The organism is Rouxiella aceris, from assembly GCF_012933545.1.
Classification (GTDB): domain Bacteria; phylum Pseudomonadota; class Gammaproteobacteria; order Enterobacterales; family Enterobacteriaceae; genus Rouxiella; species Rouxiella aceris.
Genome location: NZ_JAADJU010000004.1, coordinates 172,719 through 198,288 on the forward strand (window position 1 = coordinate 172,719; position 25,570 = coordinate 198,288).

The window sequence follows — 25,570 nt, forward strand, 5'->3', positions numbered from 1 at the left end:
GCACAGGCCCGGTGATTAATGTGTTTCGATGGTCGGCACTGCCGACATCCCTACCTTTAACCGTGCGGCATCTTGCTGACCGGCATCCAGTATAATTTTCACCGCCAGTCGTTGAGTGACCTTGGTGTAGTTACCGGTAGCATTATCCGGTGTTATCGGTGAGAAGGTCACCCCGGTTGCTGGCGCGATACTGTCGACTTTACCTTTCAGCACCACACCCGGCAACGCATCCACTTTGATTGAGACGTTCTGCTGCGGTTGCACATGGCCTAACTGAGTTTCCAGATAGTTGGCCAGTACATACGCCTGGTCAATCGGCACCAGAGCCAGTACGCGCGTCCCTGCCGCCACATAAGCCCCTACCCGCAATGAACGCACGCCAACTACGCCATCAATCGGTGCCTTTATTTCAGTATAAGAGAGATTGAGCTCGGCCTGTTGCACCGCTGTCATCGCCGAGTCGATTGCTGCTTTGGCCTGCGCCTGCCCGGCCTTCAACACATCAAGTTGCTTTTCAGCGGCCTGCACAGCGGCGACATCACTTTGCTGCGTTGCCAATTTCTGGCGCAGGTTGGCATCGGAAACATCACGTTGATCGAGAGAACTGGATCCATTAAGCGCCAACTGCTTATAACGGTCGGCACTCTTGTGCGCATAAACCAGACCGGCGGCATCGGCGGCAACGACGGCGCGCGCCTGCTCAATTAGCGGCTGCTGTTTGGCTAACTGCGCCACCAGACTTTGCATTTGTGCCTGCGCGGTTTCGAGATTGGCCTGCGCAGTTTGCAGCGCATTGCGATAGTCACGGTCATCGATTTTGGCCAACAGTTGCCCGGATTTCACCCGCTGGTTATCCGCCACCAGCACTTGGGCAATGGTGCCGGAAATACGCGGGGCAACCAGGGTTGAATCGGCAGAAATTACCGCATCATCGGTGGTCGGCGAACGGTCACCGGTGAGCAAATAGCTGCCAAGCACCACCAGCAATACCATAATCACAGCCACGACCCACCAAACGGGGCGAAACAAGAATGTCTTGGACATAGTTTAGTTTTCTCTTGAGTTTTCTTATCAATAATTTGCAGTGAACAAACGGCCGATATTCTGGTTAATCGTTCTTTTTAATCAGGGTATGCGGCGGATAAGTGCGTTTCGGCAGCAATGCGGTAAGCAACATCAGAGCAATGGCCAGGCCGATGATCATCAAATAGCTGTCGGATAATCCCAGTACCGTCGCCTGCCTTCTTACCAGGCTGGAAAAAGCGGCGATCGCTTCGCTGGAGACCAGCGAACCGTCGGGATTAAGCGGTGCCAGATAGGTGCCGTCACCGTCATAAGGTTGGGAAAGTAACGCGCTAACGCTGCCGACGTGGTTTAGCAGTACGTGGGAGTGAAATTGCTCGCGCTGGCTGGAGAATTCGGTGAGCAATGTAGAACCGATCACACTGCCGAGGCCACGCACGGTATTAAACATTGCGGAAGCAAAAGGTCCCTCAGGCGGCATTACCACGCTGGTCGCCCCCATTAATATCGGCAATACCGACATAGGTTGCCCCAATGCCTGCATAATCTGCAGCCAGTAGAAATTCTCCCTCGCCCAGTCTTCGGTAAGATGACTCCCCAGATAACAGGAAATCCCCACCAGCGCCAACCCTGAAACCAGGATCCAGCGGCTGTCGATCCAGCGAAAATTAAGCACTGCCGCCACCAGCGGTGCCAATAAAAGTTGCGGTAAACCAATGGTCAGCGCCAAAGGTCCCACCTGCACGGCGCGAAAACCCTGAACGCTTTCCATATAGCTGGCCGGCAGCGCCGATCCGGAGAGAAACAGGGTCATTAGCCCGCCCAGAGTTAACAGACCGTGGGTTAAATTAGGCCTTTTAAGCATTTGCAATTTAAATAGCGGCAGCGGATGAGCCCATTCATTGACCACGAATATGGTCAGCAATCCGGTAGCCGCGAGCAGCATCACCACGATTAACGGCGAATTCAGCCAATCGAGTCGGTGGCCCTGCTGTAATGCCAGCACCAGCAGGGCAATACCGCTGCTGCCAGTGACCATGCCCAGGATATCCATCTGTTTAAAGCGTTCATAACGCAACGGATCCTGGGGAATACCATAACCAATCATTATTCCGGCCAATAAGCAGGGTGGGATCACCTGCCAGAAAACCCACTGCCAACCGATGGTGTCCGTCCAGAATGCTGCCAACGACATCGCCATATTCGGGCCAAACGTCGCCGTCAGTGCATAGCCGCTTAGCCCAAAGAGCTTATAGCTGGGTGGTAAAAAACGCAGTGCCGCCGTCATCAGCAATGGCGGTAGTGCACCGCCAAAAATCCCCTGCACCACCCGCAAGGCAAGCAAGACAGAAATATTGGCAGCAAAAGGCATCAGTACTGCCATCAGCGCAAAACCAAAGGTGACGGCAAGGGTAAAGCGGCGCAGTGAAAAGGTCATGGCAAACCACGGCGCCAGCATCATGGCCGCAACCTCCGCCGCCTGATAGGCACCAATAAGCCAACTGCCGGGATCGCTGCTGATATTCAGCGCACCACGCACGTCTTGCAGGGCAATATCGGTGACGCGATCGTTAAGCCCGGAACAGAGTGCTGCAATAAGAATACCGATCAAACCGATCACCAGGCGCAGGGTAAAAGGTTGCGGCGCAGGAGGTACCGGCGCTGCAGGACCGGGCAGCGAATGGGCTAATGTAATCTGCTGATTCATAAATAAACTCTTCTGCTCTACGGCGTTACAGAATGGATACTTTGATGCCGAATCGCCGTTAATCGTGGCGGTGCTGCTGTCGCAATGGAGATCTGGCCAATGTCTTCGTTGAAAATGATGCGGTGCATCACAATACGATACAGCGAAGAAATACTATAATACGATGCACTGTATTGCAATGTGATTAGATATTGTTTTTGGCGCAGGCAACTATTACATTTGATGGGTTTGAATCAGCAGAAGGCGCGACTTATGGATAAATCAACGCGATGAATACAGAACAATCAGTCGATGAAGAACGTAGCGGTGGAATACAGGTCATTGCGCGTGCGGCGGCGATTCTCAATGCGCTGGGTAGCCATCCCCAGGGCTTAAGCCTTGGCGCTATTGCCAACGAAGTGCAATTACCGCGATCAACAGTACAACGCATTGTTGCCGCGCTGGGTGAAGAAGGGATGGTACGCGCCGAGGGAGCAGGGGGCGTCAGGCTGGGTCCGATGTTGCTGCGTCTGGTTTCGACTATTCATAGCGATGTTATCGCCATCGCCTCACCTTATCTGCAACAGCTGTGTCATGAAACCGAAGAGACAGTGGCGCTCGGTCGGGCCAGTGGCCGACAAATTGCCAATATTCATCATATTGTTGCCGAACGTGAACTGCGCGTCGTGCCAAAATTCGGTCTGAATTTGCCGATTTATAGCACCTCCGCCGGCCGCGCCCTGCTCTCCTTGATCAGCGACCAGGAGATCCGGCAACTTGTTGGCGAAACGCTGGAACCGGCCACCACCAACACGGTAAAAGATATTAATGCCCTGCTGGCGAAGGTGGCACAGGTGCGCGCATCCGGTATTTCCATGGAAAACGGCGAAACTGTGCTGGGAATATCCTCGGTGGCTACGGCCATTGATACCATTCTCGGCCACTACTCGATTTCGGTATTAATGCCCACCGAGCGCCGGGATGCCAAATTGCAGATGGTGCAGCAGGCTATTACGCGCTGTAAAGAGTCGCTGATCGGCGAAATCGGCAAAATGAGCAGTCGCGAGTAACTTCCCTCCTCCTCTGGCAGAAAAGGAATAACCTATGTTTGATGTCATCCTGGTGGCAGTTGATGGATCACCCCAGACGTCGCAAGTTGTCACACTGGCGAGCCAAATTGCCCAGAACGGTACACCGGCGGTTTATGTGACCTGTTGTATTGATGAAGCCTATGCGCTGGCCAACGAACAAGAACATCCTGGCGATATTCTGGAATATCCGGCGGCGGCGGCAGAACAGGACAGCGCAACGGCAGTCGTTGAAAATGCCCTGCGTCAGTTGGCACAGGCGGGTATTAGTGCGCAGGGAAATCTGCTGGTCGGCGCCGCCGGAGAAAGCCTGGTAGCCGAGGCAAAAGCCAAAAAGGCCTCAGTGATTGTGATTGGCCACCGGCAGTTATCGGCGTTTGGCAGGATAGTAAAAGGTTCAGTCAGTGCAGAAGTGATTGCTAACGCGCCCTGCCCGGTACTGGTGGAAGTTCGCGGCAATTAGGTAGATTTGCTTAGCCGCGAGGATATCGCGCGGCAAACAAAAAAGTACAGAATTGACGTTGGAGATGCATCTGCATCGCCACCGCCAACCCTGTACTTTAAAACTCTTGTTTCTTGACGAAAATCCTGTGCTTACCAACGACCCGGAGGCGGACCTTCACGCCATCTTCCCGGAGGACCATCATGCCAGTGACGCGGTGGTGGCCCTTCGCGCCAGTACGGGTCATGGCGCCAATAACGCGGCGGCGGCGGTGGCGGTACCGGTTCATAATAAACCCAACGGCCACGATCGCGGCGATGATGACTCCACCAACCTGGTGGACGCCAGTCACCGCCGTCCCAATAATATCCGCGCGGATCGCGGTCACCAATGCGCATTGAGAAACCGGGGACATTAACCCCAACAGAAACATCCGCATGCGCTATTGCCGGCATTCCTGAAAAGGCGGATACCACCGCCAGCACTAATAATATTTTTTTCATCACGACACTCCAGGATCTGTCCGATCTGATGGCGCTACGTTAACCCCGCCTATCTTGCTGTTCTATAGGAATTTATCCCATTTACTTACGCCTCGCGATTTCCTTACAGTTATGTCAAAACAGTTACATTTGTTTTGAATTCGTAAGGCTATGGCGGGAAAGATAAAATTAATCCACGGTTAGCTTTTTCGCTTAAATAACATACCGTTCGCAGGAAAAGCGGCAGGAATAAAAAAGCTTGAGCTTTGATAAGGAGTACAGCCGGCAATAAAAAAACCGCCGAAGCGGTTCTCATTTTACTGATGTTTAACCGGTGAACGGGTGCTGATTCAGATTTTGCAACCTTCGCAGTCGCTCTCATCTGCCAGAATTTCCGGTACGGCAGCCGCTTTTTCCGCCGCTTTTTCTTCGGCAGTTTCCAGCGCAGCATCTATATCGAAATCAAAAATATCGTCACTCATTTCTCTCACCTTGTTTGCAAACACAGCCTGTTTTGGAAAATATCACTGCCCTAAACCGCTCGGCCAGTGTCCATGAGTATAAACGACAGCGGAGGGTCGATACCATTATTCTGTGCTGCGAGCGCAGGGTTTACGCCGATGGGCCACGGCATGGGCAAGCGTTCTGCGCTGAAATTTGCGTCTCCTGCTGACAGCAACCATAGTTAAAGGAAGCCAAAACAAAGGAGAATGACATGACAAGTTCCAATATCAAAGCCTGGGCCAACGTGCGTGAAACCTCACACGAAATCGCCGAAGCTATTTTCGAACTGGCTAAAAATGATGAAGTACTGGCACAAAAAATTTGGGAGGAAGGCAGTGACGAAGTGCTGCCCATCGCTTTCGCCAAAACCAATGAAGACGCTCTATATTGGGGCGAAGAGAAGATAGAACGTAAAAACGTTTAACCGGGTAATGACAACCAAAGGCCCTGGTCAAGCACCAGGGCTTAGCTGTCAAAGCCAAATCCCATCTGATGTGCCCAGTCAAATACCTGCTCTTTATAAAAAAAACGAGGTTCGCAGACACCTGGCTGGCCTGGGGTCTGGATCATCACGGCAATACAGGGGTAAGCCACGGGTCGGGCATCAAAGATAAAATCGTCTATTTCCTGTTCAGCAAATTCCGATTCCTCACCGACAGCGGTGGCCTGGAAGATTTCATGCATGATCCAGTTTCGGTATTCAAATTCATTATTGAGAAATTTCATCTTTCGCTCCTGAAAACACTCACTCGCGTTTTAAATACGGCAGATTTAACGCTTAAACGTGCAAACTCTCATCACCGCCGCAGCAAGGACAAACCTCAACGCGAGAAACGGTCATCTTCGCCAGCCCGTTGCACTCCCACTCTACCCTCAGCGGTTGGCCATTATCTTCTGTCGACTGCAGATAACGATCGTACCAGGCGGCCTGACCCTGCATGGTTTCAACCAGGATCAGCTTATCGCCGGCATATATGCGCGCAGTCGCCTGAGCGTCGTATTTTTCACCGTCGACCAGTTTGTGCAAGTGATGGATAGAAAGTTTGATACGTTCCACGGCGACTCCTGAGGCTGCAAAGTAAAATGTTAGCATTTCTTTGCGTGTAACTTCACCCTCAGTTTATCAGAGCCGCACGGGAAGAGTCAGAGCAGGTACAAAGGTTGTTGCACTTTTTCAGGCAATTTGCAGGTTTTGAGATTTTTGCGCATGCGGTTGATACTGACGCGCCAGATCGTAGACATCGTAGAAATCCACGGTCCCCTTATTGGCGATAATCGCCTGGATATGGGATTTGACCTGATTAGCGACTCTGTCGCTGGCAAGTAACTGCGCCACGGCTTCGGCAGATATTTCACGGCTAAAGTACCATTCGCCGTTATAACAAACCCGCAGATCCAGGACGTCGATATCTTCATAGCGATAGACAGGATTGATTTCCAGTAACAGCATCGCCGCCATAAACAGCAAGAATGCAGTAAAACCGGCAAACCAGCCAAGTCCCATGTAAGGCGAGGCATACATCACGATGCCCACGGCAATATAGCCCGCAAACATTGCAAGACACAGCCAGGGATGATGAATAAAGAACTCCCCGTTGATCCGCGGCTTGCCGTCACGACGTTCGCTGTGGTTCAGGCGCGCAATCTCTGCATCGAGAACATTTTTGATGATATCCATTTATAACCTCACTACATTCAGTGACTATAATGCAATTTGATAGCATAATTTTAACACGGCGGCTGTTATAGCAGATAGAGCAGTTAATCAATAATTGCGCGTTATCTGTTATAGTCTTTAGGGAAAGTGAGGCTGTTTTACATAGCATCACCAGGCAGACAGTCCAGCGTCATGGACGACGGATAGATGACTTAACTCACTCAAGATGAGGGACACATTGTGCCATTTATGATCCTGGAAAAACCGGCAAAAACTATTGCCAGCTACCGCGTTACCGGCCCTTATACCACCACCGTCAAGCAGGGATTCGAAGTGCTTATGCCCTGGGCCAAACAGCTTAACCTGCAAGACGCCGACTGGCTGACCCTGTTTTTAGACAATCCCAATACCACTGATCCCCAGGCCTGTCGCGCCGAGCCGTCGGTCAGCGTAAGCAAGGATTTTCAGTTACCTGACAACAGTGCCGGTATTCGCTTACAAACCTTGCCAGCCGGGACCTATGCCGCCTATCACATCACCATTGGCGACGGTAACTTTGCCAAAGCCTGGACAGATTTTTTCACCCTCCATCTGGCCAACAGTGGCTATCGTCCAGACGGTCGCGTCTGTTACGAGCACTATCTCAATGATGGCTCACTGACTGGCGTTTTTGAGGTGGTCCTCTATCAATCGGTGGAGAAAATCGCCGTCATTCGCTAACAGGCTTTAGTAGTGCACGGGCATCGCCGCCGCCTGGCAGTAATCGAGATAGCTTTGTGCTGGCATACGGTCAGTTACCAGCGAGGTAAATTCGGCCAGCGCGCCAATGGCCGCTGGCCGTATCTGGCCGAATTTAGTGTTATCCACCACCAAAATTTTCTCCCGACAACGTTGCATCGCCTGATGCTTCATCAGCAGCTCGTCAAAATTAAAGCAACTGACGCCGTATTGCAGGCTGACGCCCGCGGCTGAGATAAAAGCCTTATCTGGCAAGGCATGGCTTAATTCACTGCTTTGCGCAAAGGGAATAAAAATGCCGTTGCTGGCGCGGAACTTGCCGCCACACATAATTACTTCGCAGTTTGGTTTTTCCTGCAAAGCCAAAAAAGTATTCAACGAGTAGCAGATGGCGGTAAACACCCGTTCATCAGGAATTTGCTCAATGATATAAGGCGTGGTGGTGCCGCAATCAAAAAATACCAGATCATCATCTGCCACCAGCATAGCCGCCCGTCTGGCCAGTTGCTGTTTCTCGGCCACCTGTCGCATCTTTTGTTCGCTGACAAAATAGTGCGTGGCCGGATTATTTTTTGGATCGATAACAATATAGCCGCCCAACAGGATCAACGGAGAAGCGGATCCGCCGAGATCTCGACGCACAGTCATTTCGGAAACATCGAGCAATAACGCTGCTTCTTTCAGGTGGATCTTGTCCGTTTTTCTAAGAGCAAACAGCAGGCGTTGCAACCTGTCTTCGCGTTTGTTTTCCATGGTTGATTCTCTGGGAAAATTTGCGGGATTACCGCCTATCGGGCAACACGGATTGCAGATACTTGAATACTATCATTGAATTTGCAGCATCGTCAGCTTTCCACCAAAAACGGCACCGGTATCGATATAGTGTTGATTGGCATAATGCGCCACCTCGGCAAGCGGAGTATGACCAAAGAAAAAACGTTCGGCACCCGTAATAGGGCGAGACTCACCGGATACGGCATCATCAATGCGCCGTCGCTGCCACAGCACCTGTTCACTGTCGACCGGCTGGTTGAAATGATAATTATCCAGCGGGTAGTCAGCATGGGCAATCACTGTCAGCCGTTGACCGCAGGTGAGCTCGAGGATATGCGGCAAACTTTCTGCCTGGCGGAGCAACTGCCGTGCCCTGGCTTCGTCATTGGCTGACAGTTTATAAAACCATCCGCCGCCGTTGCCCAGCCAACGTTCAATATGCCGTCCATGCACGGCATCGATGGCCATTTGTTCATGATTGCCACGCACCGCAACGAACCACGGCTGGGTAATTAATGATAAACAGCCCAGACTGTCGGGTCCACGATCAATCAAGTCGCCAACGGAGAGCAGCAAGTCCTTCTCGTAGCAAAAAGCCTGCTGGCAGAGAAGATCCTCCAGTTGCTGCCGACATCCGTGGATATCACCCACCACAAAAATCCGGCGATAATCGGCCCCCTGAATACGTTGATACACCGCCAAATCCATCATAAATTTGCCAGCCTTCTATTTTCATACCACCGGGTTGCCGGGAAATTTTGACAACCCTTGTTTTAGTCGTTATCAATAATAAGATGAATACTGCAAACTGCTACTGCGCGCGAATTATTATCACTTTCATAAAGAAGGTGGGATAGCGCCTGCATTTTGCAGCCTTCACTCCACCCAACCGGTGGGGTGAAGTCCTTATCGGTTGGCTTCATAAGACTCGTACAGGAAGCCTCAACAGATGACAGTATCACTCCCCTCCGCGCAGCTGTTTATGGTATGTGGCAAAATTGGTAGCGGAAAATCTACGCTGGCACAACAACTGGCATCCCGCCATCAGGCTCTGCTGATCGCTGAAGACCAGTGGCTGGCGATACTCTACGCTGGCCGACAAAACAGTATTGCCGAGTACATTGAGAATGCACAACGACTGCGCCAGGCAATAGCGCCGCAGGTGATCAATCTACTCAAAATGGGAGTCAGCGTGGTGCTCGATTTTCCGCTAAACACCGTGAATCTCCGACTGTGGGGTAAAAATCTGGCGGACAGCAGCCATTGTCCGCATCAGCTTTATTATCTTAACCAACCTGATGAAGTTTGCCTGCAACGCCTCGCGCAGCGTAATGCCACGGGGCAGCATCCGTTCCAAACCTCTGAACAGCAGTATTTCGCCATCAGCGCCTACTTTGTGCCACCGAGCGAACAGGAAGATCTAAATTGTGTTGAGTACCGGGCAGATAAGGACAAATAAGGGCAAGAGATCGGCTTTTGATCAATTAGCGCTAAGGGCTTGACCGCTTTTTGCGCTATACTGGCCGCTGGCCCAAATAAAACCGGAGGTTTTATGAGTTCCACCGTTGTTAACACTCCCGATGAGTGTCCTTTATGTAAAAGCACCACCAATATCAAGACCTCACTTAACTACACCGAGAAAGTGGTTAATGTGACCTGTACTACTTGCGGACGTTACAGTATTTTCCGCAAAACCATGCAAGAGATCTCGATTGATCGAAACAAGCGCGTAGCTCTGCAAGCCTTCTTCTCAAGTCAGCCCAATTATCATTTGCCGCTGTCTCTTAAGGCGATCAGTAACCCAGAACCGGCTGGCGATTTCTAAGCTACCTCCCGCGATCAGTGATGGCTGCTTGCCAACGTATAATCGCGGGACAGTTTCTGATCATTAAAACGCCCCTCGGGGCTGTTTTTACCTCCTGCAGCCGGCTGGCAAATGTCTTCCCCCTTACCCTGATATTTTTTGCTCTGGCGACAACAGCCGCGGCCATCGCTCGCCTGAATAAAGCCACAGACGAATATTAAACAAATAAAAAAGTGGCATAAAAAGATCGCCATTGTGGCGACACTCTTTCTCCAGCTTAATCAATAGCAGGTTCAGCTCCGCCAGCAGCGATGCCGGGGGCGGGGTATAAATATTTTTAAGGCGTTTTTTTATAAAATTATTAATTTCAAACAGCAGTACATCCGCCGCTAGCTGATGACGGTTCAATACCTCTGCATGTCGCACATAAAAATCGTAAACACTCACCCCCAACCAGATTTCAGTAATAAGATTGCCGCCAAGGGCGACATTGGCTAGCGGGTCAACCTTGTTTCTTGGCAGGATAATATTGACCTTATCGAGCATATTGGCAACGTATTGCTGACGGCTTAACAACGAGGCCTTATTCATTTTGATCGCCAGCGTAAACTGCAACAGATCCTTGATCCCTGTGCGCAATACGCGCTTTGCCGTCCAGGAAGGTCGCTTATTACGCACGATGGCGGTGATCACCACTGCCAGGACAATGCCGACAATCGTCGAAATCGCCACATTGACCACAGCCAGCAAATCAGGCCGAAAATCATGACTCATCCCCATAAAGCTCGGGATCTGGGTGGCAATAATCAGGCCGATAAGGTTAGTGGCCGGATTGCTGATCACCAGTCCCAGCGCAATCAGACCGGGAGCCAGACAGATAATCAGCGATTCAAACGTGAGGGTCATCGGGATGAGGATCACGGTGTAGATCAGGCTGGCTGCGATGGCGATAATCACCGCTTTTAAAAACAGCCAGAGTGACGCTATGGGGCTGTCATGGGTGGCAAAAAAGGAACAGGCGATCGCCGCCATCATCGGCGCCGATGAACCATGTTTCCAGCCGGAACCGATCCAGAACAGGCAGCAGATCATCATCACCAGAAAAATAGTCACTGACGACAGTAGCATCAAGCCCTGATCGGCATGTTTTTTAATCAGCATGGCCTTGCCGCGTTGATCCTCGGGCGTTAATGCCTGCACTCGATCTCTGACGCCCAGATAAGCTTGTGCGATGCGGATAAAGTTTTGCAGACGCTCCACCAACCCGGTCAGGATCAATCCCTCTTCCGCGCTGATGTCACCCTGCATATAGCGGGTTTTTAGCATCTCTTGTGCGGCGATCAGCTCCTGTTGTAACGGTTCACTGGGATGATGGGGATCGGCATGATTTAGCCAGGATAAAAAATGGCTAAATGCCTGGGCGATAAAGTCAGGAAAGATCACCCCGTGCTCATTCAGTAACAGCAGACGCTTTTCTATCGCCGTCAGCGTCGGGATCAGGTAGGACAGATGCTGATACTGCGCGCTAACCATGCGAATAAGTTTACGCGCCGAATCTCCTTCGTAGACACAGTGGGTGATCAGGGCTTCGACATTGATCGGATAGTTGGCCATATCCACCAAAACATGCTCTCTGTCACCAGATTGCTCCTTTGCCTGCGCCACCAGCAGTTCACGACAGAGCTTTTTGGCACTGTCGAACCAGTTATGAACGCTATTCTCCAACAGGTTGCTCATATGCACCGGAAAAAAAATCATGTGCATTAATGTACTGCACACAATGGCGACAGTGATCTCTTCTATGCGAGAGATCACCGTATAGGTAATGGCCTGCGGCGTATCCACATCAGCAAATCCCATAATAGCCGCACTATAGCCGGCCAACATAAACACGTAGTTTTTCGGCGTACGATCATGGAGGGAGAGATACAGGCAGAACGCGACCCATAAGGAAACACAGCCGCTAAATAACAGCGGGTCCATTACGGTGAGGGGATAAATCAAAAAAATAAAAATGCCGCCAAGCACAGTGCCAAGAAAGCGGAAAACCGATTTTGACAGGGTCGACGCAGAATAAAGCTGGGAGATGACATAAACGGAAGTTAATGACCAGGCAGGTTTGTCCAGATTGAGTTCAAGGGCGATATATAAGGCCAAAAAAGCTGCGACACAGGTTTTAACCGAGAACAAAAAAGCATTTTTTGTTAACCACTTCATCGTAAAATCAATAAATCACATAATGTTAAAAAAATATTTTATACCTGACGCAATTTATCCTTATTGTTTTGTTTGTAACAAAAGTGTTCACTTTGATCGGCAAAATCATCGGTTTATATCGTCGGGATCAGCTTCTCGCTCTCCGGCCAGCGTTCGGTGGGATAGAGTGACAGGCGGATATTGAACAGATAAAACAGCGGTGAGAAAAGCGCGTTGTCCGCCTGACACAGAGCTTCCATTTTCAGCAGTAACCGGTTTAACTCCTGCAATAATGAGGCTGGCGGCGGGATGTAGATATTTTTAAGGCGTCTTTTTATATATTGGTTTATCTCATTCATCAGCGCATCGCTATCCAGCGCGTGTTCTTTTAAAACCTGCTGATGGCGGGCATAAAAATCATAGCAGTTGACCCCCAGCCAGATTTCAGTGATTAAATTGCCACCCAGTGCCACCCCTTCCAGCGGGTCGACTTTGTTACGCGCCAAAATGATATTGACTCTGTCCAGCTGCCCGGCCACATATTGCTGACGCGCCAGCAGTGACGAGGCATTGATCTTGATTTCATGGGTAAAGCGCAGCAATTCTTTTATGCCTTTGCGCAACGCGCGCTTGGCGGTCCAGGACGGTCTTTTGTTACGGATCAATGCCGTAGTCAGCAACGCAATAACAATGCCGATGATAGTGGCAATCGCCGCATTGACAATTGCTTGCAGGTTGGGTTGAAAATCATGGCTCATGCCGAGAAAACCCGGGATCTGCGTGGCAATAATCAGGCCGATAAAATTGGTGGAGGGATTGGCGATCACCAACCCCAACGCCAATAATCCCGGGGCCAGGCAAATAATCAGCGCTTCAAAGGTAACCGACATGGGAATAAAAACGGCGGCATAAATAATGCTGATCGCGATGGCAATCACTACGCCTTTTAAAAACACCTTAATAGACGCGATGGGGCTATCGAGAGAGGCAAAAAAGGAGCAGATCACCGCCGCCATCATCGGTGCCGTGGAGCCATCGTGCCAGCCGCTACCAATCCACAACAGGCAGCCAATCATGGTGGCGAAAAATGCAGTAAATGAGGACAGCAGGATCAGCCCCTCATCCGAATGTTTTTTGAGCAGCTTTATCTTGCCTGGCTTTTTCTCCTGGCTTAACAGGCTGACCCTTTCTTTGACACCGAAATAGGATTCGGCAATATAAATAAAATTCTGTAAACGCTCCAGCAGCCCAATTAACAGTAACCCCTCTTCGGCGTTCATCTCGCCGTTGGTGTAGCGGTTTTTAATCATCTCCTGGGTGGCGCGGATCTGCTGCTGTATTGGCAGCGCGTTGCCACTTTGCTCCGGGCTATTAAGCCACAGCAGAAACTGGCTGAAGGTCTCGGCAACAAAATCCGGAAAGGCTATCCCCTGCTCCGCCAGCAGGCTAAGACGTTTTTCGATGGCGGTCAGGGTCGGGATCAAATAAGAGAGATGCTGGTATTGCGCCGATACCAGCCGTATCAGTTTACGTGCCGAATCCCCTTCAAACACGCAGTGGGTGATCAACGCCTCTACGCTGGTAGGATAGCCCGCCATCTGTAGCAGGATATGCTGCCTTTCTGGTGACAGCTCTTTGGGGGTCACGGTCAGCAATTCGCTACAAAGCTGTTTGGCACTCTCGTACCAGTTACTGACGCTGTTCTCCAGTAAATTGCGCATCCGTACCGGGAAAACCAGCATATGGATCAGGCTGCTGCAAACAATGGCAACGGTGATCTCTTCTACGCGGGATATCACGGTATAACTGATCGCCAGCGGTGTGGTGACGTCAGCAAAGCCCATAATCGCCGCACTGTACCCCGCCAGCATAAAGACATAGCCTTTCGGGGTACGATCGTGCAACGACAGATAGAGGCAAAACGCCACCCACAGCGAAACGCAAAGGCTAAAAAGCAGCGGATGCGTCACGGTAACGGGATAAATCATAAAGATAAAAATCCCGCCCAGTACGGTACCAAAAAAGCGATAGACTGCTTTTGACAGCGTAGAGGCAGAATAGAGCTGGGAAATGACATAAACAGACACCATCGACCAGGCGGGTTTATCGAGGTTAAGCTTGAGCGCAATATATAATGCTAAAAATGCTGCCACACAGGTTTTAACAGAAAACAAAACAGCATTTTTGGTTAACCATTTCATAGTCAAATTAACGGCTCGCATTATTTTAAAACACTATTTTATACCTGAGAGACGGGACGCCGGCAGCTTAGTGTGTAACAAAAGCTACTTAATGACAGATGAGAAGAATTAAAGGCGCCCTTCAGGGTTTCAGCCCCAGTCTACAGACACTGAGCAAAATTAGGCGGAGAAAGTAATCAGGCCTTTCTCTGCAAGCGCTCTGCATCAACCATCGCCTTCCATTGCTGAACGGATGGTCTTGCCTGCATTCTGCTATACCACTCGCGCAACGCAGTGCACTCTGCCGGTACGGCAAGCTTCACTAATGCGGAAAAAATCATCCCACCGATTACTGCGATATCCGCCATTGAGAAAGCGTCACCGGCGATATAAGTCTGCGTTTGCAGAACGCGATTAAAATAATGCATTCCCCTGATTGCCTTATCGTGCATCCGGTTGCCCCATTCCGGATTCTGGTACAACTCAACCTCTGGTCCCAGCCCCGGTGTGGCATGATGGAAATACACGCTTACTGCATCGAGAAATTCAATTTCAGCACGCTTCGTCATCATATGAATGATGCCCTTCTCTGCCGGAGTTGTGCCGGTCAACGCGCCGGACGGATCCAGTGCATCCAGATACTGCGTGATGGCTGTACACTCCGCGATGAGCGTGCCGTCATCAAGCTCCAGGACAGGCAGCGTGCCTGAATAGTTGATGGCGAGAAATTCGTTTTTTTTATGCTCCCCCTTCCATAAGTTAATGGGGATAAACTCTGTCTTTAACAACCATCCTTTTTCGGCAAGGGCAATACGCACACGTGCAGGATATGGGCCGTCATACCAGTCATAGATTTTCATCGGAGAAAACGCCTTAATGCCAGTGAATGTAAGTTGATAGGTCGTAGTCACAGCCTACCTGTCAGTTGGTAGTTTAAAGGTTAACCTGTTTTTGATGTATGTCAACCCCTGCCTGTCAGTTGGCAGGTTGTGGCGACAGGCGTATAGTGATGACACGAACGTTTAAGAAAGAGGCGATGATGAGCGTAAATGCACGGGAAGCGATATTGGCTGAGGCGAAGTGCGCGGCCCAGAAGCACGGGTATAACGGGATAAACTTTCGCAATATTGCAGCGGAAATAGGCATCAAAAATGCCAGTATCTATTACCACTTTGCCAGCAAGGCAAGTCTTGGTGCGGCGGTGGCTAACCGATACTGGCAGGATACCGTTCAGTATCTTGAAACCATACGCAGTACGAGTGCCGATGCTGCCGAAGCCTTAACGCGTTATCCCACCATTTTCCGTAAGTCCCTTGAAGACGATAACAGACTATGTTTATCCAGTTTCATGGCCGCTGAATATGAAGACCTGCCTCTGGAAGTTAAGGTTGAGATACAGGCTTTTGTTGATGCCAATGTCGCATGGCTAAGCCACGTACTGAGTGAGAAAGGTACAGGCAGCTCTGAGGATTACAAAAAGCAGGCACTCGCTATTTATACTGCCGTTGCAGGCGCGCAACTGGTTGCACGTACCCGTCAGAACACTGAAATTTTTGACGAACTGATAGCGACTTATCAGCAGACAGGGCTGATCCCCATCAGCTAGAGCGTTCACTGCCATGTCTGCTGAAAATAGAACGCCAGGTGTTCAGTGTCAGGCTGCCAGTTCTGGCATCTGATCCATAACGAACTTTAAAACCTTCTCTGCGTCCATTGATGCGTAAGCTAGACTTTCAATAATCGCAATTGCACGAGAGTCTCCGACAATCTCTCTAACCTCTGGGAGTTTGTACTGAATGTGCGGTGCAATGAGAAAACCGTCAAAGACGGGAGCTACACTGGCGAAATTATCCAGACCCACAGCGCTAATGATTAGTGGGTAACCCTTCTTTTCTGTGAGTGACTGCATCTTTTGGGCCAGAGATTTTGCAGTATTCCCGAACAAACAACATATCAGAAGCTTTTTCATGGTTTTTCCCTCCTGAGAACTGTGCGTAGAGTAATACTGGCTACGGTTATAAAATGAGCGCCATCTCTTATTTGCATGACAAATCAGGTAGAGTGGACTGCCCGGCTTCGGAAGGCTAAACCTTTCCTGCTGATCAACCACCAGGGCTCATACAGATCTTCAGGGATATCAGCCATTGATATGCCCGCTCTCCACTCACTGCCGACGGTCGAACTTAAGGGGGGCGTACTACTTAAAATCTCGTCATGGCTAATACAATCTAGCGACTGCCGTGCGAAGCAACATGACCGTACCAGCGGCATCAGGTCGGTTTAGGGGGGCGGGATATCGAGCGCCTGGTCGCTCATTGACGCGGGATCTTCCAGTGGTTCTACGTGAGTGGTGATATGGATAAAAGGCAGGGCTGTACGAATATCATTCTCTATGCGTTCAGCCCAGTCGTGGCCATATTGCACGGTCCACTGTCCAGGGACCAGGATGTGCATTGTCATAAACGAGCGCCCGCCCGCCTGACGTGTGCGCAGCGCATGGAAATCGATCCCCTGCTCACGGTATCCCGCCAGTAATGTCTCGATTTTTTCGAGTTCTTTGGCGGGTAACGAGACGTCCATCAGACCTGCGGCCGAACGGCTCATAAGTTGATAACCGGTCCACACGATATTGGCCGCGACCAGCAATGCAACCACCGGATCGAGCCAGAACCAGCCTGTCAATGCAACCAGTCCGACACCCAAAATGACACCGACCGACGTCCAGACATCGGTCAGCAGGTGATGTGCATCTGCCTCCAGGGTGATCGAATTGTGTTGCTTGCCCGCCCTTAACAAGACGCGTGCCGTCACTAGATTCAGCACCGAAGCGACCGCTGAAACCAGTAGCCCGACCCCAATCGCATCAATCGGTTGCGGCGTCAATATACGCTCAACTGCGCTATAGGCGATACTGGCAGCCGCCAGCAGGATCAGAAACCCCTCAAAAGCGCTCGAGAAATATTCGGCTTTGCCGTGGCCGTATGCATGGTTATCGTCGGCTGGAAGCGCAGCCAGGGTCAGCATCCACAGCGCCATCAGGGCACCCGCGAGGTTGACCACGGATTCAATGGCATCAGATAGCAAACCGACCGAGCCGGTCATTTTCCACGCCACACCTTTGAGCCCGATGGTGGCAATAGCCGTGGCAATGGACAGCCAGGCGTAGCGCGTAAGCGACAACGCGTTGGTGTTAATCATTATTTGATGTCCTGTAACGGGGCTGCGAACTCACACTGTATGAGTAAAATAGAGACTAAGCTGGTCAATACTGGCTAAGGTTATTTTGCGCGCAGGGCAACAGCGCATTGAGTTGACAGTTTAGCCAGATAGGCAAGCGCATTGATGGCTTATGCTCACATTTATATCAACTATTTCAAATAACAACCGACGATGACTGTGGACTGGGACGGGGGCAAGATAGGGCAGGAAAATAGCGATTGTTCCCGCTTTAGGGGCGCGATAATTTTATCAACGGTAGAAATAAAAAAAACCACCCTAGGGTGGCTATAACGACATTACTACTTTATTGCTTTTGATTATTCTGTAATTTTCCCATGGTACCCGGGACGAGACTTGAACTCGTACAGCGCGAACGCCGAGGGATTTTAAATCCCTTGTGTCTACCGATTCCACCACCCGGGCTCCGGGAAAATTGGAGGCGCGTTCCGGAGTCGAACCGGACTAGGCGGATTTGCAATCCGCTACATAACCGCTTTGTTAACGCGCCATAAATCTACTAATTTCTTACGGTTAGGCAGAAAAACCTTCTGCATAACGAATCTGGAGCGGGAAACGAGACTCGAACTCGCGACCCCGACCTTGGCAAGGTCGTGCTCTACCAACTGAGCTATTCCCGCATTAATCAGAACCTGCTGATTTTTTTGATTATCTTCAGGCCGATTGCTCACTGCCTTCCGATGCGTTGCATTCTACTTACCTGACGCGATGAGTCAATAAAATTATCAACCCATCGTGACTGACTGCCGTTTTTTGAAGCACTTCGATCAAGGTTCCAGCAAATCATTGCGCGCCGCAAACAAATACTGAAACATCGACCAGAAAGTCAGTACGGCCGCAATGTACAGGGCAATCACCCCTACGCCAACCGCAATATCGTTGGGACGCCATAGCAAGGCAACCAACGACAGCATCTGCGCTGTGGTCTTCACTTTACCGATCCACGACACCGCCACGCTGCTGCGTTTGCCGATCTCGGCCATCCATTCTCTCAATGCCGAAATAATAATTTCTCGGGCGATCATGGTGGCGGCAGGCAGGGTTATCCACCAGGCGTGAAAATGTTCGGCCACCAGCACCAGCGCAATGGCCACCAATACCTTATCGGCTACCGGATCCAAAAAAGCGCCAAAGCGGGTAGTTTGTTTCCAACGGCGCGCCAGATAGCCATCAAACCAGTCGGTAATGGCAGCGATAACAAAGATGCCGGCGCAGGCGACAGCGGCCCAGTCATACGGCAGATAAAAAGCCAGTACGAAAAAAGGGATCATGGCCACGCGAAACAGGGTAAGGCACGTCGGTATATTAAATTGCATGGGCGTAGGTAACTATCTGTCCGATGTAGATATTATGAGTATGTTGCTACAATGGCCCTAGTGTTTCAACGCATTATGGATCTTTTCTGCCAATGCGTGTGAAATACCCGGCACTTTTGCAATTTCCTCTGCGCTGGCATTCAATAAAGGTTGAATACCTCCCATATATTTCAGTAAAACCTGTCGCCTTTTTGGTCCAACGCCTTCGATCTCCTCCAATGCGCTGGTATTTTTCACCTTGGCGCGTTTCTGGCGGTGACCGGTGATGGCATGATTATGCGAATCATCACGGATATGTTGTATCACATGCAGCGCTGGCGAGTCAGAGGGCAACGCAATCCCCTCGCCTTCCGCCTTAAAGAATAGCGTTTCAAGGCCCGCTTTGCGATCGGCACCTTTGGCAATGCCAATCAATAACGGCTTGCTTTTATCCCAGGTAACATCCAGCCCCTTAAAAACATCCAGCGCCATACCCAGTTGCCCTTTACCGCCGTCGATAAAAATCACGTCGGGAATTTTCGACTCTTCTATCGCCTTGCCGTAACGTCGGTTCAATACCTGAGTCATGGCCGCATAGTCATCTCCCGGCGTAATGCCGGCAATATTATAGCGACGATATTCGGCGCGTAACGGACCATTGGCATCAAAGACCACGCAGGAAGCCACGGTCTGCTCCCCCATGGTATGGCTGATATCAAAACACTCCATGCGATTGATTTCGGCCAGATTAAGGGTCTTGGCCAACTCGGCCAGACGCTGATGGATAGTCGAGCGCTCGGATAAGCGAGTGGTCAGCGCGGTAGTGGCATTAGTACGGGCCAGTTTTAGATAGCGGGCGCGATCGCCCCGTGGCTTGCTTTGAATATGCACTTTACGCCCGGCCATTTCGCTGAGCGACTCCGCCAGCAGATCTTTTTCGGGCAGGCTAAAGTCGAGCAGAATTTCGCCGGGTAAGGTCCGCGCCTGGCTGCCCTGCAAATAAAACTGTCCCACAAAGGTCTGCACCACCTCTGACAGCTCGGTTCCTCCCGGCACTTTCGGGTAGTAGCTACGACTGCCCAGTACTTTCCCCTGGCGAATAAACAGCACGTGCAGACAGGCCATGCCCGACTCAAAAGCCACGCCGATAACATCGAGGTCTTCGCTGTTGCCGCTGACAAACTGTCGTTCGGTGACACGTCGCACGGCCTGGATCTGGTCGCGATAACGTCCAGCATCTTCAAAACGCAGGGTTTTGCTGGCCTGTTCCATGCGCTCAATCAGTTGAGTCAGCACCTGCTGATCCTTGCCTGCCAGGAACAGCCGCACAAACTCGACCTGCTGTTGATACTCCTCTTCGCTCACCAGCCCAGTGACGCAAGGCCCAAGGCAGCGCCCAATCTGATATTGCAGGCAGGGGCGCGAACGGTTGCGATAGACACTGTTTTCGCACTGGCGAATAGGAAACAGCTTTTGCAATAGCGCCAGCGTCTCTCTGACCGCATAAGAGTTGGGGAAAGGCCCAAAATACTCACCTTTGGCATGCTTGGCACCACGGTGAATAGTCAGACGGGCATGGGTATCGGCACTGAGGAAAATCAGCGGGTAGGATTTATCATCACGCAATAACACGTTATAGCGCGGCTGATAAAGCTTGATGTAGTTATGTTCAAGCAGTAAGGCTTCTGTCTCGGTATGGGTTACCGTAACATCAATCTGCTCGATATTCTTGACCAGGGTCTCCGTCTTGCGGCTTGACACCTGGGTACGAAAATAACTGGAAAGCCGTTTTTTAAGATCTTTGGCTTTACCGACATAAATCACCGTCCCGCTTGCATCATACATTCTGTAGACGCCGGGTTGGCTGGTGACCGTTTTTAAAAAGGCCTGGGGATCAAAACGCTCATTACTCACTGCCAGACAACGTCTCCGAGTTGAAAAGACCATGGCGAATTGCCAGATGCGTTAATTCTACATCACCACTGATATTTAGTTTACTAAACATTCTATAGCGATAGCTGTTAACCGTCTTCGGGCTCAGATTGAGCTGTTCTGAGATTTCATTAACCTTTTGCCCTTTGGTGATCATCAGCATGATTTGCAGCTCACGTTCAGACAAACTGTCAAACGGGGTGTCTGACTGCGGTTCAAGCTGACTAAGTGCCATCTGCTGGGCAATATCAGAAGCAATATATCGCTGACCAGATGAAACCAGGCGGATTGCATTCACCACTTCCTGTGGCGCTGCACCCTTGCTGAGGTATCCCGATGCTCCTGCCTGCATCACCTTGGCAGGTAACGGATTTTCCGTATAAATCGTCAGCATGATAATCTTGATGTCAGGACAGAAACGCACAATTTTCTTGGTCGCTTCCAACCCGCCGATACCCGGCATATTCATATCCATCAAGACAATATCGACATGGTTGCTGCGACACCATTTTACGGCATCTTCACCGCACTGGACTTCGTCAACAACTTTAATGCCTTTGATATCCTCAAGAATGCGTCGAATCCCTGCGCGCACCAGTTCGTGGTCATCTACAAGAAGAACGCTAATCAAAGAGAATTCTCCAAAAGTAAGGGCGTCACACGGTCGTATTTTTCATTATCTTGCTAAGTGAGTTGCAATTTTTTGCAAAAAGACACAGAACAATACATAAGCAAAAAAGAGTAAGCAGCATCAGGTCAAACGTCTGGCAGCTAAAACCCGAAACTAACAAACATGACTGCGGAGATAAAAAACAAAAACTAAACTTTATTAAATACACTGGTACATTTTACTGCATCCAGTGGAAATTAACCAAGCTTTGATTGTAAAAACCTTCGCCAGAAAAATGTAAAACTTAAATTCCACGAAGGCAAGTGAAGTCAATCAATCAGATAGTAAAATCCTATAAAAATCATAAAATAGCGCCTATACTTAAGAAAAAAAAGCCTTGTCAATTAAGAAAAGTCCGGCTTTCCACCAGCAGGTTATATTAGCGAACAAAATAACAGCAGTAGCTTGTGAGGATATATCGCTGATTTCAGCTAAGATTATTTAATTACTTAGCGTTAACCTTAAAATATTTAATATGAAAAAAATTCAGACGCATATTGAAGCATTCTCATTCTTAAAGATATGTTTAGTATTCTTTACGCATCTGCTTATTTTTCTTTCTTTTTTTAAGGTTTTAGCGGCATTCCCCCTCTCCGCTACTACGCCCCGCTCCCAGCAACAATGAGGAGTGTGCTAGTATGACGCCACTTTTTCGGCAGCCTGGCCAGTATAGGCTGCAAAGTCATGAACATGTTACCTGACAGCCCCGCCGTCTGTCGGTTTTTAAGGAGATAAAATGAGCGCATGTGATTTTACCACCCAGGCTAATGTTGAAACCCTGGCTATCGAGGTGGCTTGCCTCAAGGCTACCTTGACACTGATGCTTAAAGCTATCGGCCAGGCTGATGCGGGTAAGGTAGTTCTGAATCTGGAAAAATTTATTAGCCAGATCGAAGATCCTCAGCAGGCTGAAGTGTTTAATGCCACCCTGCAACAAATCAAGTTTGGCTACCGCCAGTAAGTTCACAGGCGCGGGGCTGCCTCGCGCAGACTTGATGTAAAAGAGAGCCACCGCGGTTCTCTTTTTTTTCATCCGCTCCCCCCGTCCAGGGCCTGTTAATTGCCAATGCCCCCCACCTGGTTAAAACCTGCTAAAATAAAGAACCATTAATAAGTTAAAGGCATAGCAATGAACGACAAAGATGAAGAGAACAAAACAAAAGCCGACGAAGTACATATCAGCGACGGTTTTGCCAAAATGCATAAAGTGGCAGAGAAACTGACCGAGGAAGAGCTCAACCAAATTGCTGAAGACGCCAAAAAAGCAGCAGAAGACGCACAGAAATTACGTCGCCACTAAGTTTTAACCGGCATTACCTCGCCGTTTGCGGAACTCCACAGCACCATGCATGAGAATTTTTTAGCAGAAAACCAGTCGATTGCCGCCGTGGCAATTGATTACCAACATGGCGATTGCGAACCCGTACATAGTCATCGTTGCTCTCAGCTGATCCATGCACTTTCCGGCGTCGTCCAGGTTTCCACCCCGCTTGGGGTCTGGATGGTGCCCTCGGGACGCGGGGTGTGGTTACCGGCCCATGTCAGCCACAGTCTGCGTTTTATTGGCGGCGTTCAGGCCCGTACTTTGTTTGTCGATCCCCTGGCCCGCGCCGATCTGCCCTCACAGTGTCAGGTAGTCCAAGTCTCCCCGCTGCTGCGTGAGTTAATCCTCGCCTCTTTTCACCTCCCCGTGCAGTACACGCCGGGCGGTCGCGACGAAAGGATCACCGAACTGATCCTCGATGAACTGCGACTGCTGCCCATTTTACCGCTACATTTGCCGCAGGCGACAGATCCGCAGTTAGTTGCCCTCTGTCAACAAATCTGCAGCAATTTATCGGCGACCTGGGAACTTGAAGAGATTGCCGGCACACTGGGGATCAGCGCCCGAACGCTGTCACGACGTTTTCAGCGCGAAACCGGGCTGCGATTTAGCGACTGGCTACGACGTGCCAAAATTCTGGCGGCAATGAATGCGCTGGCGATGGGGCAAACGGTGCTGGAAGTGGCGCTGGAACTGGGTTACGACAGTCCAAGCGCGTTTAGTGCCATGTTTCGTAGAACGCTGGGCGTTTCTCCCAGCGAATATATTAATCCGGCCATTCGCCCGATGCTGACGACCCGTTAACGCAGCAACTGTGCGCAGGCGTTAAACAAGGCCTGGAGCGAGGCGCTGGAGACATCGTTGTCAATCCCGACGCCATACACTCGTTCCCCCTGAGGACGCTGGCAACTAACATAGGCCACGGCGCGACTGTGACTCTGATGTCCCAGAGTGTGCTCATGGTAATCACCAATTTCCAGCATAAGATCAAAACTGCGTTGCAGTGCGTTTACCGCCGCTGACAACAGGCCATTGCCACGCCCCACCAGCGTCAATGTATTGCCCTGATAATTGACTGTGGCATTGAAATCACGCAGCTGACTTTCATTAGTACGGATATCGTAGCTCAACAGTTGCATTTCCGGCTGTTCAACCAACCCATAGCGTTGACGGAATAAGTGCCAGACATCACGGGTCCCCATCTCCTTGCCGCTGCTATCGGTGGCATTTTGCACGGCTTTGCTGAACTCAATCTGCAAACCACGCGGCAACTGCAAACCATGATTTTGCTCGAGCAACCAGGCAGCCCCGCTTTTTCCCGACTGACTGTTGACGCGGATCACCGCTTCATAACTGCAGCCGACATCGGCCGGATCCAATGGCAGATAGGGGACTTGCCAACGCGGCTCATTACGTTGTTTCTGCGCAGCGAAACCTTTTTTGATCGCATCCTGGTGCGAACCGGAAAAGGCGGTAAAGACCAGTTCACCGGCATAAGGATGGCGCGGGTGTACCGGTAACTGGTTACACTGCTCCACGGTTTCAACAATGTGCTTCAAATCGCTGAAATCCAGCCCGGGTGAGATCCCCTGGGTATAGAAATTCAATGCCAGCGTCACCAAATCGACATTGCCGGTGCGTTCACCATTACCAAACAGACATCCCTCTACCCGGTCGGCACCGGCTAACATTGCCAATTCGGCACAGGCCACGCCGGTCCCGCGGTCATTATGCGGATGCACGCTGATAGAAACGCGATCGCGGCGGCTAAAGTGGCGGCAGAACCACTCAATCTGGTCGGCATAGATATTCGGCGTACTGACTTCAACCGTTGCTGGCAGATTAAGGATCATCGGTCGTTCGGCACAAGGCTCCCAGACAGCAGCGACGGCCTCGCAGACTTCCAGCGAGAAATCCAGCTCGGTAAAACAGAAGGTTTCCGGTGAATATTCAAATACCCATTGGGTTTGTGGATAGCGTTCGCAAAGCTGGCGGATCTGCCGGGCACCGCGCACCGCCAACTCCAGAGTGGCCGCCTTATCCTGATTAAACACCACCTCGCGAAAGATCGGCGAAGTGGCATTATATAAATGCACAATTGCGCGGGGAACATCGATCAATGACTCAAAGGTGCGCTCGATGAGATCGCTGCGCGACGGCGTCAATACCTGGATATAGACATCCTCCGGGATAGCGTTATCGGCGATCAATCCACGCACAAAATCAAAATCCGTTTGTGAAGCCGAAGGGAAAGCCACTTCAATCTGCTTAAAACCACAGTGCAACAACAGATCAAAAAATAGTCTCTTGCGCTCATTATCCATAGGTTCGGCAAGCGACTGGTTACCGTCGCGGAGATCGCTGGAGCACCATTGCGGCACTTTATCCAGGGTTCTTCCCGGCCATTGGCGATCGGTCAAATTTACCGGTGGGAAAGCAACATATTTTTGCGACGGGTCGGCTAACATACTTTTTCTCCATTATTCACTGCGGACCATATTCCGCTGCCAAAAAGAGTATGGCGCAATGCACTCGGT

The 25,570-nt window shown here is 50.5% G+C and carries 28 protein-coding genes and 3 tRNA genes; 10 read left to right on the top strand and 21 right to left on the bottom strand.

From position 1 onward, the window contains the following. Window positions 1-15: 15 nt before the first annotated feature. Window positions 16-1,044, bottom strand: a complete 1,029-nt coding sequence (locus tag GW590_RS09035; protein ID WP_169402696.1) for an HlyD family secretion protein — start codon at window positions 1,042-1,044, stop codon at window positions 16-18. A gap of 64 nt (window positions 1,045-1,108) precedes the next feature. Then, window positions 1,109-2,731 carry an MFS transporter gene (locus tag GW590_RS09040; RefSeq protein WP_169402697.1) on the bottom strand — a complete coding sequence of 541 codons (1,623 nt, stop codon included), beginning with the start codon at window positions 2,729-2,731 and terminating at the stop codon, window positions 1,109-1,111. 269 nt (window positions 2,732-3,000) lie between these two features. Here GW590_RS09040 and GW590_RS09045 point away from each other — a divergent pair, with 269 nt between their 5' ends. Continuing rightward, window positions 3,001-3,780 carry an IclR family transcriptional regulator gene (locus GW590_RS09045; RefSeq protein WP_169402698.1) on the top strand — a complete coding sequence of 260 codons (780 nt, stop codon included), beginning with the start codon at window positions 3,001-3,003 and terminating at the stop codon, window positions 3,778-3,780. Window positions 3,781-3,814: 34 nt separating this feature from the next. After that, the gene (locus tag GW590_RS09050; RefSeq protein ID WP_169402699.1) at window positions 3,815-4,261 is read left to right on the top strand and encodes a universal stress protein; all 447 of its coding nucleotides are present in this window, start codon (window positions 3,815-3,817) and stop codon (window positions 4,259-4,261) included. A 131-nt stretch (window positions 4,262-4,392) separates the two neighbouring features. Here the strand turns inward: GW590_RS09050 and GW590_RS09055 are convergent, their stop codons facing one another. Continuing rightward, on the bottom strand, window positions 4,393-4,743 hold the full coding sequence (locus GW590_RS09055) for a DUF2502 domain-containing protein (RefSeq protein ID WP_169402700.1): 351 nt from the start codon (window positions 4,741-4,743) through the stop codon (window positions 4,393-4,395). Window positions 4,744-5,072: 329 nt separating this feature from the next. Further along, window positions 5,073-5,204: a hypothetical protein gene (locus tag GW590_RS24460; protein WP_268952805.1), complete on the bottom strand. Its 132-nt coding sequence runs from the start codon at window positions 5,202-5,204 to the stop codon at window positions 5,073-5,075. A 233-nt stretch (window positions 5,205-5,437) separates the two neighbouring features. Here GW590_RS24460 and GW590_RS09060 point away from each other — a divergent pair, with 233 nt between their 5' ends. Further along, complete coding sequence (locus GW590_RS09060) at window positions 5,438-5,650, top strand: YccJ family protein (RefSeq protein WP_169402701.1); 213 nt, start codon at window positions 5,438-5,440, stop codon at window positions 5,648-5,650. 41 nt (window positions 5,651-5,691) lie between these two features. On the opposite strand, the gene GW590_RS09065 is transcribed toward GW590_RS09060, so the two are convergent. From GW590_RS09065 to GW590_RS09075, 3 genes are all read right to left on the bottom strand, one after another. Then, window positions 5,692-5,952 carry a hypothetical protein gene (locus tag GW590_RS09065; protein ID WP_169402702.1) on the bottom strand — a complete coding sequence of 87 codons (261 nt, stop codon included), beginning with the start codon at window positions 5,950-5,952 and terminating at the stop codon, window positions 5,692-5,694. Window positions 5,953-6,004: 52 nt separating this feature from the next. Next, window positions 6,005-6,283 (bottom strand): hypothetical protein, encoded by a 279-nt coding sequence (locus tag GW590_RS09070; RefSeq protein WP_169402703.1) that lies wholly within the window; start codon window positions 6,281-6,283, stop codon window positions 6,005-6,007. 117 nt (window positions 6,284-6,400) lie between these two features. Continuing rightward, window positions 6,401-6,904: a YlaC family protein gene (locus tag GW590_RS09075; RefSeq protein WP_169402704.1), complete on the bottom strand. Its 504-nt coding sequence runs from the start codon at window positions 6,902-6,904 to the stop codon at window positions 6,401-6,403. A 228-nt stretch (window positions 6,905-7,132) separates the two neighbouring features. On the opposite strand from GW590_RS09075, the gene GW590_RS09080 reads away from it, so the two are divergent. Continuing rightward, window positions 7,133-7,603, top strand: coding sequence for a GyrI-like domain-containing protein (locus tag GW590_RS09080; protein ID WP_211186708.1), 471 nt, complete (start codon window positions 7,133-7,135; stop codon window positions 7,601-7,603). Window positions 7,604-7,609: 6 nt separating this feature from the next. Here GW590_RS09080 and deoR read toward each other — a convergent pair whose 3' ends face one another. Beyond that, the gene (gene deoR / locus GW590_RS09085; protein WP_169402706.1) at window positions 7,610-8,374 is read right to left on the bottom strand and encodes a DNA-binding transcriptional repressor DeoR; all 765 of its coding nucleotides are present in this window, start codon (window positions 8,372-8,374) and stop codon (window positions 7,610-7,612) included. Window positions 8,375-8,446: 72 nt separating this feature from the next. Continuing rightward, the gene (locus GW590_RS09090) at window positions 8,447-9,103 is read right to left on the bottom strand and encodes a metallophosphoesterase (protein WP_211186709.1); all 657 of its coding nucleotides are present in this window, start codon (window positions 9,101-9,103) and stop codon (window positions 8,447-8,449) included. A 241-nt stretch (window positions 9,104-9,344) separates the two neighbouring features. On the opposite strand from GW590_RS09090, the gene GW590_RS09095 reads away from it, so the two are divergent. Then, window positions 9,345-9,854, top strand: coding sequence for an AAA family ATPase (locus GW590_RS09095; protein WP_169402707.1), 510 nt, complete (start codon window positions 9,345-9,347; stop codon window positions 9,852-9,854). 93 nt (window positions 9,855-9,947) lie between these two features. Further along, window positions 9,948-10,220 carry a hypothetical protein gene (locus tag GW590_RS09100; protein WP_169402708.1) on the top strand — a complete coding sequence of 91 codons (273 nt, stop codon included), beginning with the start codon at window positions 9,948-9,950 and terminating at the stop codon, window positions 10,218-10,220. 123 nt (window positions 10,221-10,343) lie between these two features. On the opposite strand, the gene GW590_RS09105 is transcribed toward GW590_RS09100, so the two are convergent. From GW590_RS09105 to GW590_RS09115, 3 genes are all read right to left on the bottom strand, one after another. Then, window positions 10,344-12,416, bottom strand: coding sequence for an FUSC family protein (locus tag GW590_RS09105; RefSeq protein ID WP_169402709.1), 2,073 nt, complete (start codon window positions 12,414-12,416; stop codon window positions 10,344-10,346). A gap of 113 nt (window positions 12,417-12,529) precedes the next feature. Continuing rightward, the gene (locus GW590_RS09110) at window positions 12,530-14,596 is read right to left on the bottom strand and encodes an FUSC family protein (RefSeq protein WP_169402710.1); all 2,067 of its coding nucleotides are present in this window, start codon (window positions 14,594-14,596) and stop codon (window positions 12,530-12,532) included. Between the two features lie 176 nt (window positions 14,597-14,772). Beyond that, a complete protein-coding gene (locus GW590_RS09115; RefSeq protein ID WP_169402711.1) occupies window positions 14,773-15,435 on the bottom strand; it encodes a glutathione S-transferase in 663 nt (220 codons plus the stop codon). 179 nt (window positions 15,436-15,614) lie between these two features. Here GW590_RS09115 and GW590_RS09120 point away from each other — a divergent pair, with 179 nt between their 5' ends. Further along, the gene (locus tag GW590_RS09120; protein ID WP_169402940.1) at window positions 15,615-16,181 is read left to right on the top strand and encodes a TetR/AcrR family transcriptional regulator; all 567 of its coding nucleotides are present in this window, start codon (window positions 15,615-15,617) and stop codon (window positions 16,179-16,181) included. A gap of 48 nt (window positions 16,182-16,229) precedes the next feature. On the opposite strand, the gene GW590_RS09125 is transcribed toward GW590_RS09120, so the two are convergent. The 8 genes from GW590_RS09125 to uvrY form a co-directional block, all read right to left on the bottom strand. Continuing rightward, window positions 16,230-16,544: a PTS sugar transporter subunit IIB gene (locus GW590_RS09125; RefSeq protein WP_169402712.1), complete on the bottom strand. Its 315-nt coding sequence runs from the start codon at window positions 16,542-16,544 to the stop codon at window positions 16,230-16,232. 311 nt (window positions 16,545-16,855) lie between these two features. After that, window positions 16,856-17,773: a cation diffusion facilitator family transporter gene (locus GW590_RS09130; RefSeq protein WP_169402713.1), complete on the bottom strand. Its 918-nt coding sequence runs from the start codon at window positions 17,771-17,773 to the stop codon at window positions 16,856-16,858. A gap of 357 nt (window positions 17,774-18,130) precedes the next feature. After that, window positions 18,131-18,217: transfer RNA gene (locus GW590_RS09135), tRNA-Leu, on the bottom strand. A gap of 11 nt (window positions 18,218-18,228) precedes the next feature. Next, window positions 18,229-18,302 (bottom strand) — tRNA-Cys (locus GW590_RS09140). A gap of 54 nt (window positions 18,303-18,356) precedes the next feature. After that, window positions 18,357-18,432: transfer RNA gene (locus tag GW590_RS09145), tRNA-Gly, on the bottom strand. Between the two features lie 147 nt (window positions 18,433-18,579). Then, on the bottom strand, window positions 18,580-19,128 hold the full coding sequence (gene pgsA / locus GW590_RS09150) for a CDP-diacylglycerol--glycerol-3-phosphate 3-phosphatidyltransferase (RefSeq protein WP_169402714.1): 549 nt from the start codon (window positions 19,126-19,128) through the stop codon (window positions 18,580-18,582). A 57-nt stretch (window positions 19,129-19,185) separates the two neighbouring features. Next, window positions 19,186-21,054 carry an excinuclease ABC subunit UvrC gene (uvrC, locus tag GW590_RS09155; protein ID WP_169402715.1) on the bottom strand — a complete coding sequence of 623 codons (1,869 nt, stop codon included), beginning with the start codon at window positions 21,052-21,054 and terminating at the stop codon, window positions 19,186-19,188. Further along, entirely contained in the window at window positions 21,014-21,670 is a 657-nt protein-coding gene (gene uvrY, locus GW590_RS09160) for a UvrY/SirA/GacA family response regulator transcription factor (RefSeq protein WP_169402716.1), read from the bottom strand. Before uvrY ends, uvrC begins: the two co-directional genes overlap by 41 nt. A gap of 775 nt (window positions 21,671-22,445) precedes the next feature. On the opposite strand from uvrY, the gene GW590_RS09165 reads away from it, so the two are divergent. From GW590_RS09165 to GW590_RS09175, 3 genes are all read left to right on the top strand, one after another. Further along, the gene (locus GW590_RS09165; RefSeq protein WP_169402717.1) at window positions 22,446-22,670 is read left to right on the top strand and encodes a DUF2594 family protein; all 225 of its coding nucleotides are present in this window, start codon (window positions 22,446-22,448) and stop codon (window positions 22,668-22,670) included. 168 nt (window positions 22,671-22,838) lie between these two features. Beyond that, window positions 22,839-23,009 (top strand): hypothetical protein, encoded by a 171-nt coding sequence (locus tag GW590_RS09170; protein ID WP_169402718.1) that lies wholly within the window; start codon window positions 22,839-22,841, stop codon window positions 23,007-23,009. Between the two features lie 45 nt (window positions 23,010-23,054). Then, window positions 23,055-23,837, top strand: a complete 783-nt coding sequence (locus GW590_RS09175) for an AraC family transcriptional regulator (protein WP_169402719.1) — start codon at window positions 23,055-23,057, stop codon at window positions 23,835-23,837. Here the strand turns inward: GW590_RS09175 and leuA are convergent. Beyond that, window positions 23,834-25,501: a 2-isopropylmalate synthase gene (gene leuA / locus GW590_RS09180; protein ID WP_169402720.1), complete on the bottom strand. Its 1,668-nt coding sequence runs from the start codon at window positions 25,499-25,501 to the stop codon at window positions 23,834-23,836. The genes GW590_RS09175 and leuA overlap by 4 nt on opposite strands. Window positions 25,502-25,570 lie beyond the last annotated feature (69 nt).

Excerpts from the sequence above, each read along its gene's own strand:
- GW590_RS09035 (WP_169402696.1), bottom strand. The coding sequence starts at position 1,044 with ATGTCCAAGACATTCTTGTTTCGCCCCGTTTGGTGGGTCGTGGCTGTG.
- GW590_RS09040 (WP_169402697.1), bottom strand. The coding sequence starts at position 2,731 with ATGAATCAGCAGATTACATTAGCCCATTCGCTGCCCGGTCCTGCAGCG.
- GW590_RS09045 (WP_169402698.1), top strand. The coding sequence starts at position 3,001 with ATGAATACAGAACAATCAGTCGATGAAGAACGTAGCGGTGGAATACAG.
- GW590_RS09050 (WP_169402699.1), top strand. The coding sequence starts at position 3,815 with ATGTTTGATGTCATCCTGGTGGCAGTTGATGGATCACCCCAGACGTCG.
- GW590_RS09055 (WP_169402700.1), bottom strand. The coding sequence starts at position 4,743 with ATGAAAAAAATATTATTAGTGCTGGCGGTGGTATCCGCCTTTTCAGGA.
- GW590_RS24460 (WP_268952805.1), bottom strand. The coding sequence starts at position 5,204 with ATGAGTGACGATATTTTTGATTTCGATATAGATGCTGCGCTGGAAACT.
- GW590_RS09060 (WP_169402701.1), top strand. The coding sequence starts at position 5,438 with ATGACAAGTTCCAATATCAAAGCCTGGGCCAACGTGCGTGAAACCTCA.
- GW590_RS09065 (WP_169402702.1), bottom strand. The coding sequence starts at position 5,952 with ATGAAATTTCTCAATAATGAATTTGAATACCGAAACTGGATCATGCAT.
- GW590_RS09075 (WP_169402704.1), bottom strand. The coding sequence starts at position 6,904 with ATGGATATCATCAAAAATGTTCTCGATGCAGAGATTGCGCGCCTGAAC.
- GW590_RS09080 (WP_211186708.1), top strand. The coding sequence starts at position 7,133 with ATGATCCTGGAAAAACCGGCAAAAACTATTGCCAGCTACCGCGTTACC.
- deoR (WP_169402706.1), bottom strand. The coding sequence starts at position 8,374 with ATGGAAAACAAACGCGAAGACAGGTTGCAACGCCTGCTGTTTGCTCTT.
- GW590_RS09090 (WP_211186709.1), bottom strand. The coding sequence starts at position 9,103 with ATGGATTTGGCGGTGTATCAACGTATTCAGGGGGCCGATTATCGCCGG.
- GW590_RS09095 (WP_169402707.1), top strand. The coding sequence starts at position 9,345 with ATGACAGTATCACTCCCCTCCGCGCAGCTGTTTATGGTATGTGGCAAA.
- GW590_RS09100 (WP_169402708.1), top strand. The coding sequence starts at position 9,948 with ATGAGTTCCACCGTTGTTAACACTCCCGATGAGTGTCCTTTATGTAAA.
- GW590_RS09105 (WP_169402709.1), bottom strand. The coding sequence starts at position 12,416 with ATGAAGTGGTTAACAAAAAATGCTTTTTTGTTCTCGGTTAAAACCTGT.
- GW590_RS09110 (WP_169402710.1), bottom strand. The coding sequence starts at position 14,596 with ATGAAATGGTTAACCAAAAATGCTGTTTTGTTTTCTGTTAAAACCTGT.
- GW590_RS09115 (WP_169402711.1), bottom strand. The coding sequence starts at position 15,435 with ATGAAAATCTATGACTGGTATGACGGCCCATATCCTGCACGTGTGCGT.
- GW590_RS09120 (WP_169402940.1), top strand. The coding sequence starts at position 15,615 with ATGAGCGTAAATGCACGGGAAGCGATATTGGCTGAGGCGAAGTGCGCG.
- GW590_RS09125 (WP_169402712.1), bottom strand. The coding sequence starts at position 16,544 with ATGAAAAAGCTTCTGATATGTTGTTTGTTCGGGAATACTGCAAAATCT.
- GW590_RS09130 (WP_169402713.1), bottom strand. The coding sequence starts at position 17,773 with ATGATTAACACCAACGCGTTGTCGCTTACGCGCTACGCCTGGCTGTCC.
- pgsA (WP_169402714.1), bottom strand. The coding sequence starts at position 19,128 with ATGCAATTTAATATACCGACGTGCCTTACCCTGTTTCGCGTGGCCATG.
- uvrC (WP_169402715.1), bottom strand. The coding sequence starts at position 21,054 with ATGGTCTTTTCAACTCGGAGACGTTGTCTGGCAGTGAGTAATGAGCGT.
- GW590_RS09165 (WP_169402717.1), top strand. The coding sequence starts at position 22,446 with ATGAGCGCATGTGATTTTACCACCCAGGCTAATGTTGAAACCCTGGCT.
- GW590_RS09170 (WP_169402718.1), top strand. The coding sequence starts at position 22,839 with ATGAACGACAAAGATGAAGAGAACAAAACAAAAGCCGACGAAGTACAT.
- GW590_RS09175 (WP_169402719.1), top strand. The coding sequence starts at position 23,055 with ATGCATGAGAATTTTTTAGCAGAAAACCAGTCGATTGCCGCCGTGGCA.
- leuA (WP_169402720.1), bottom strand. The coding sequence starts at position 25,501 with ATGTTAGCCGACCCGTCGCAAAAATATGTTGCTTTCCCACCGGTAAAT.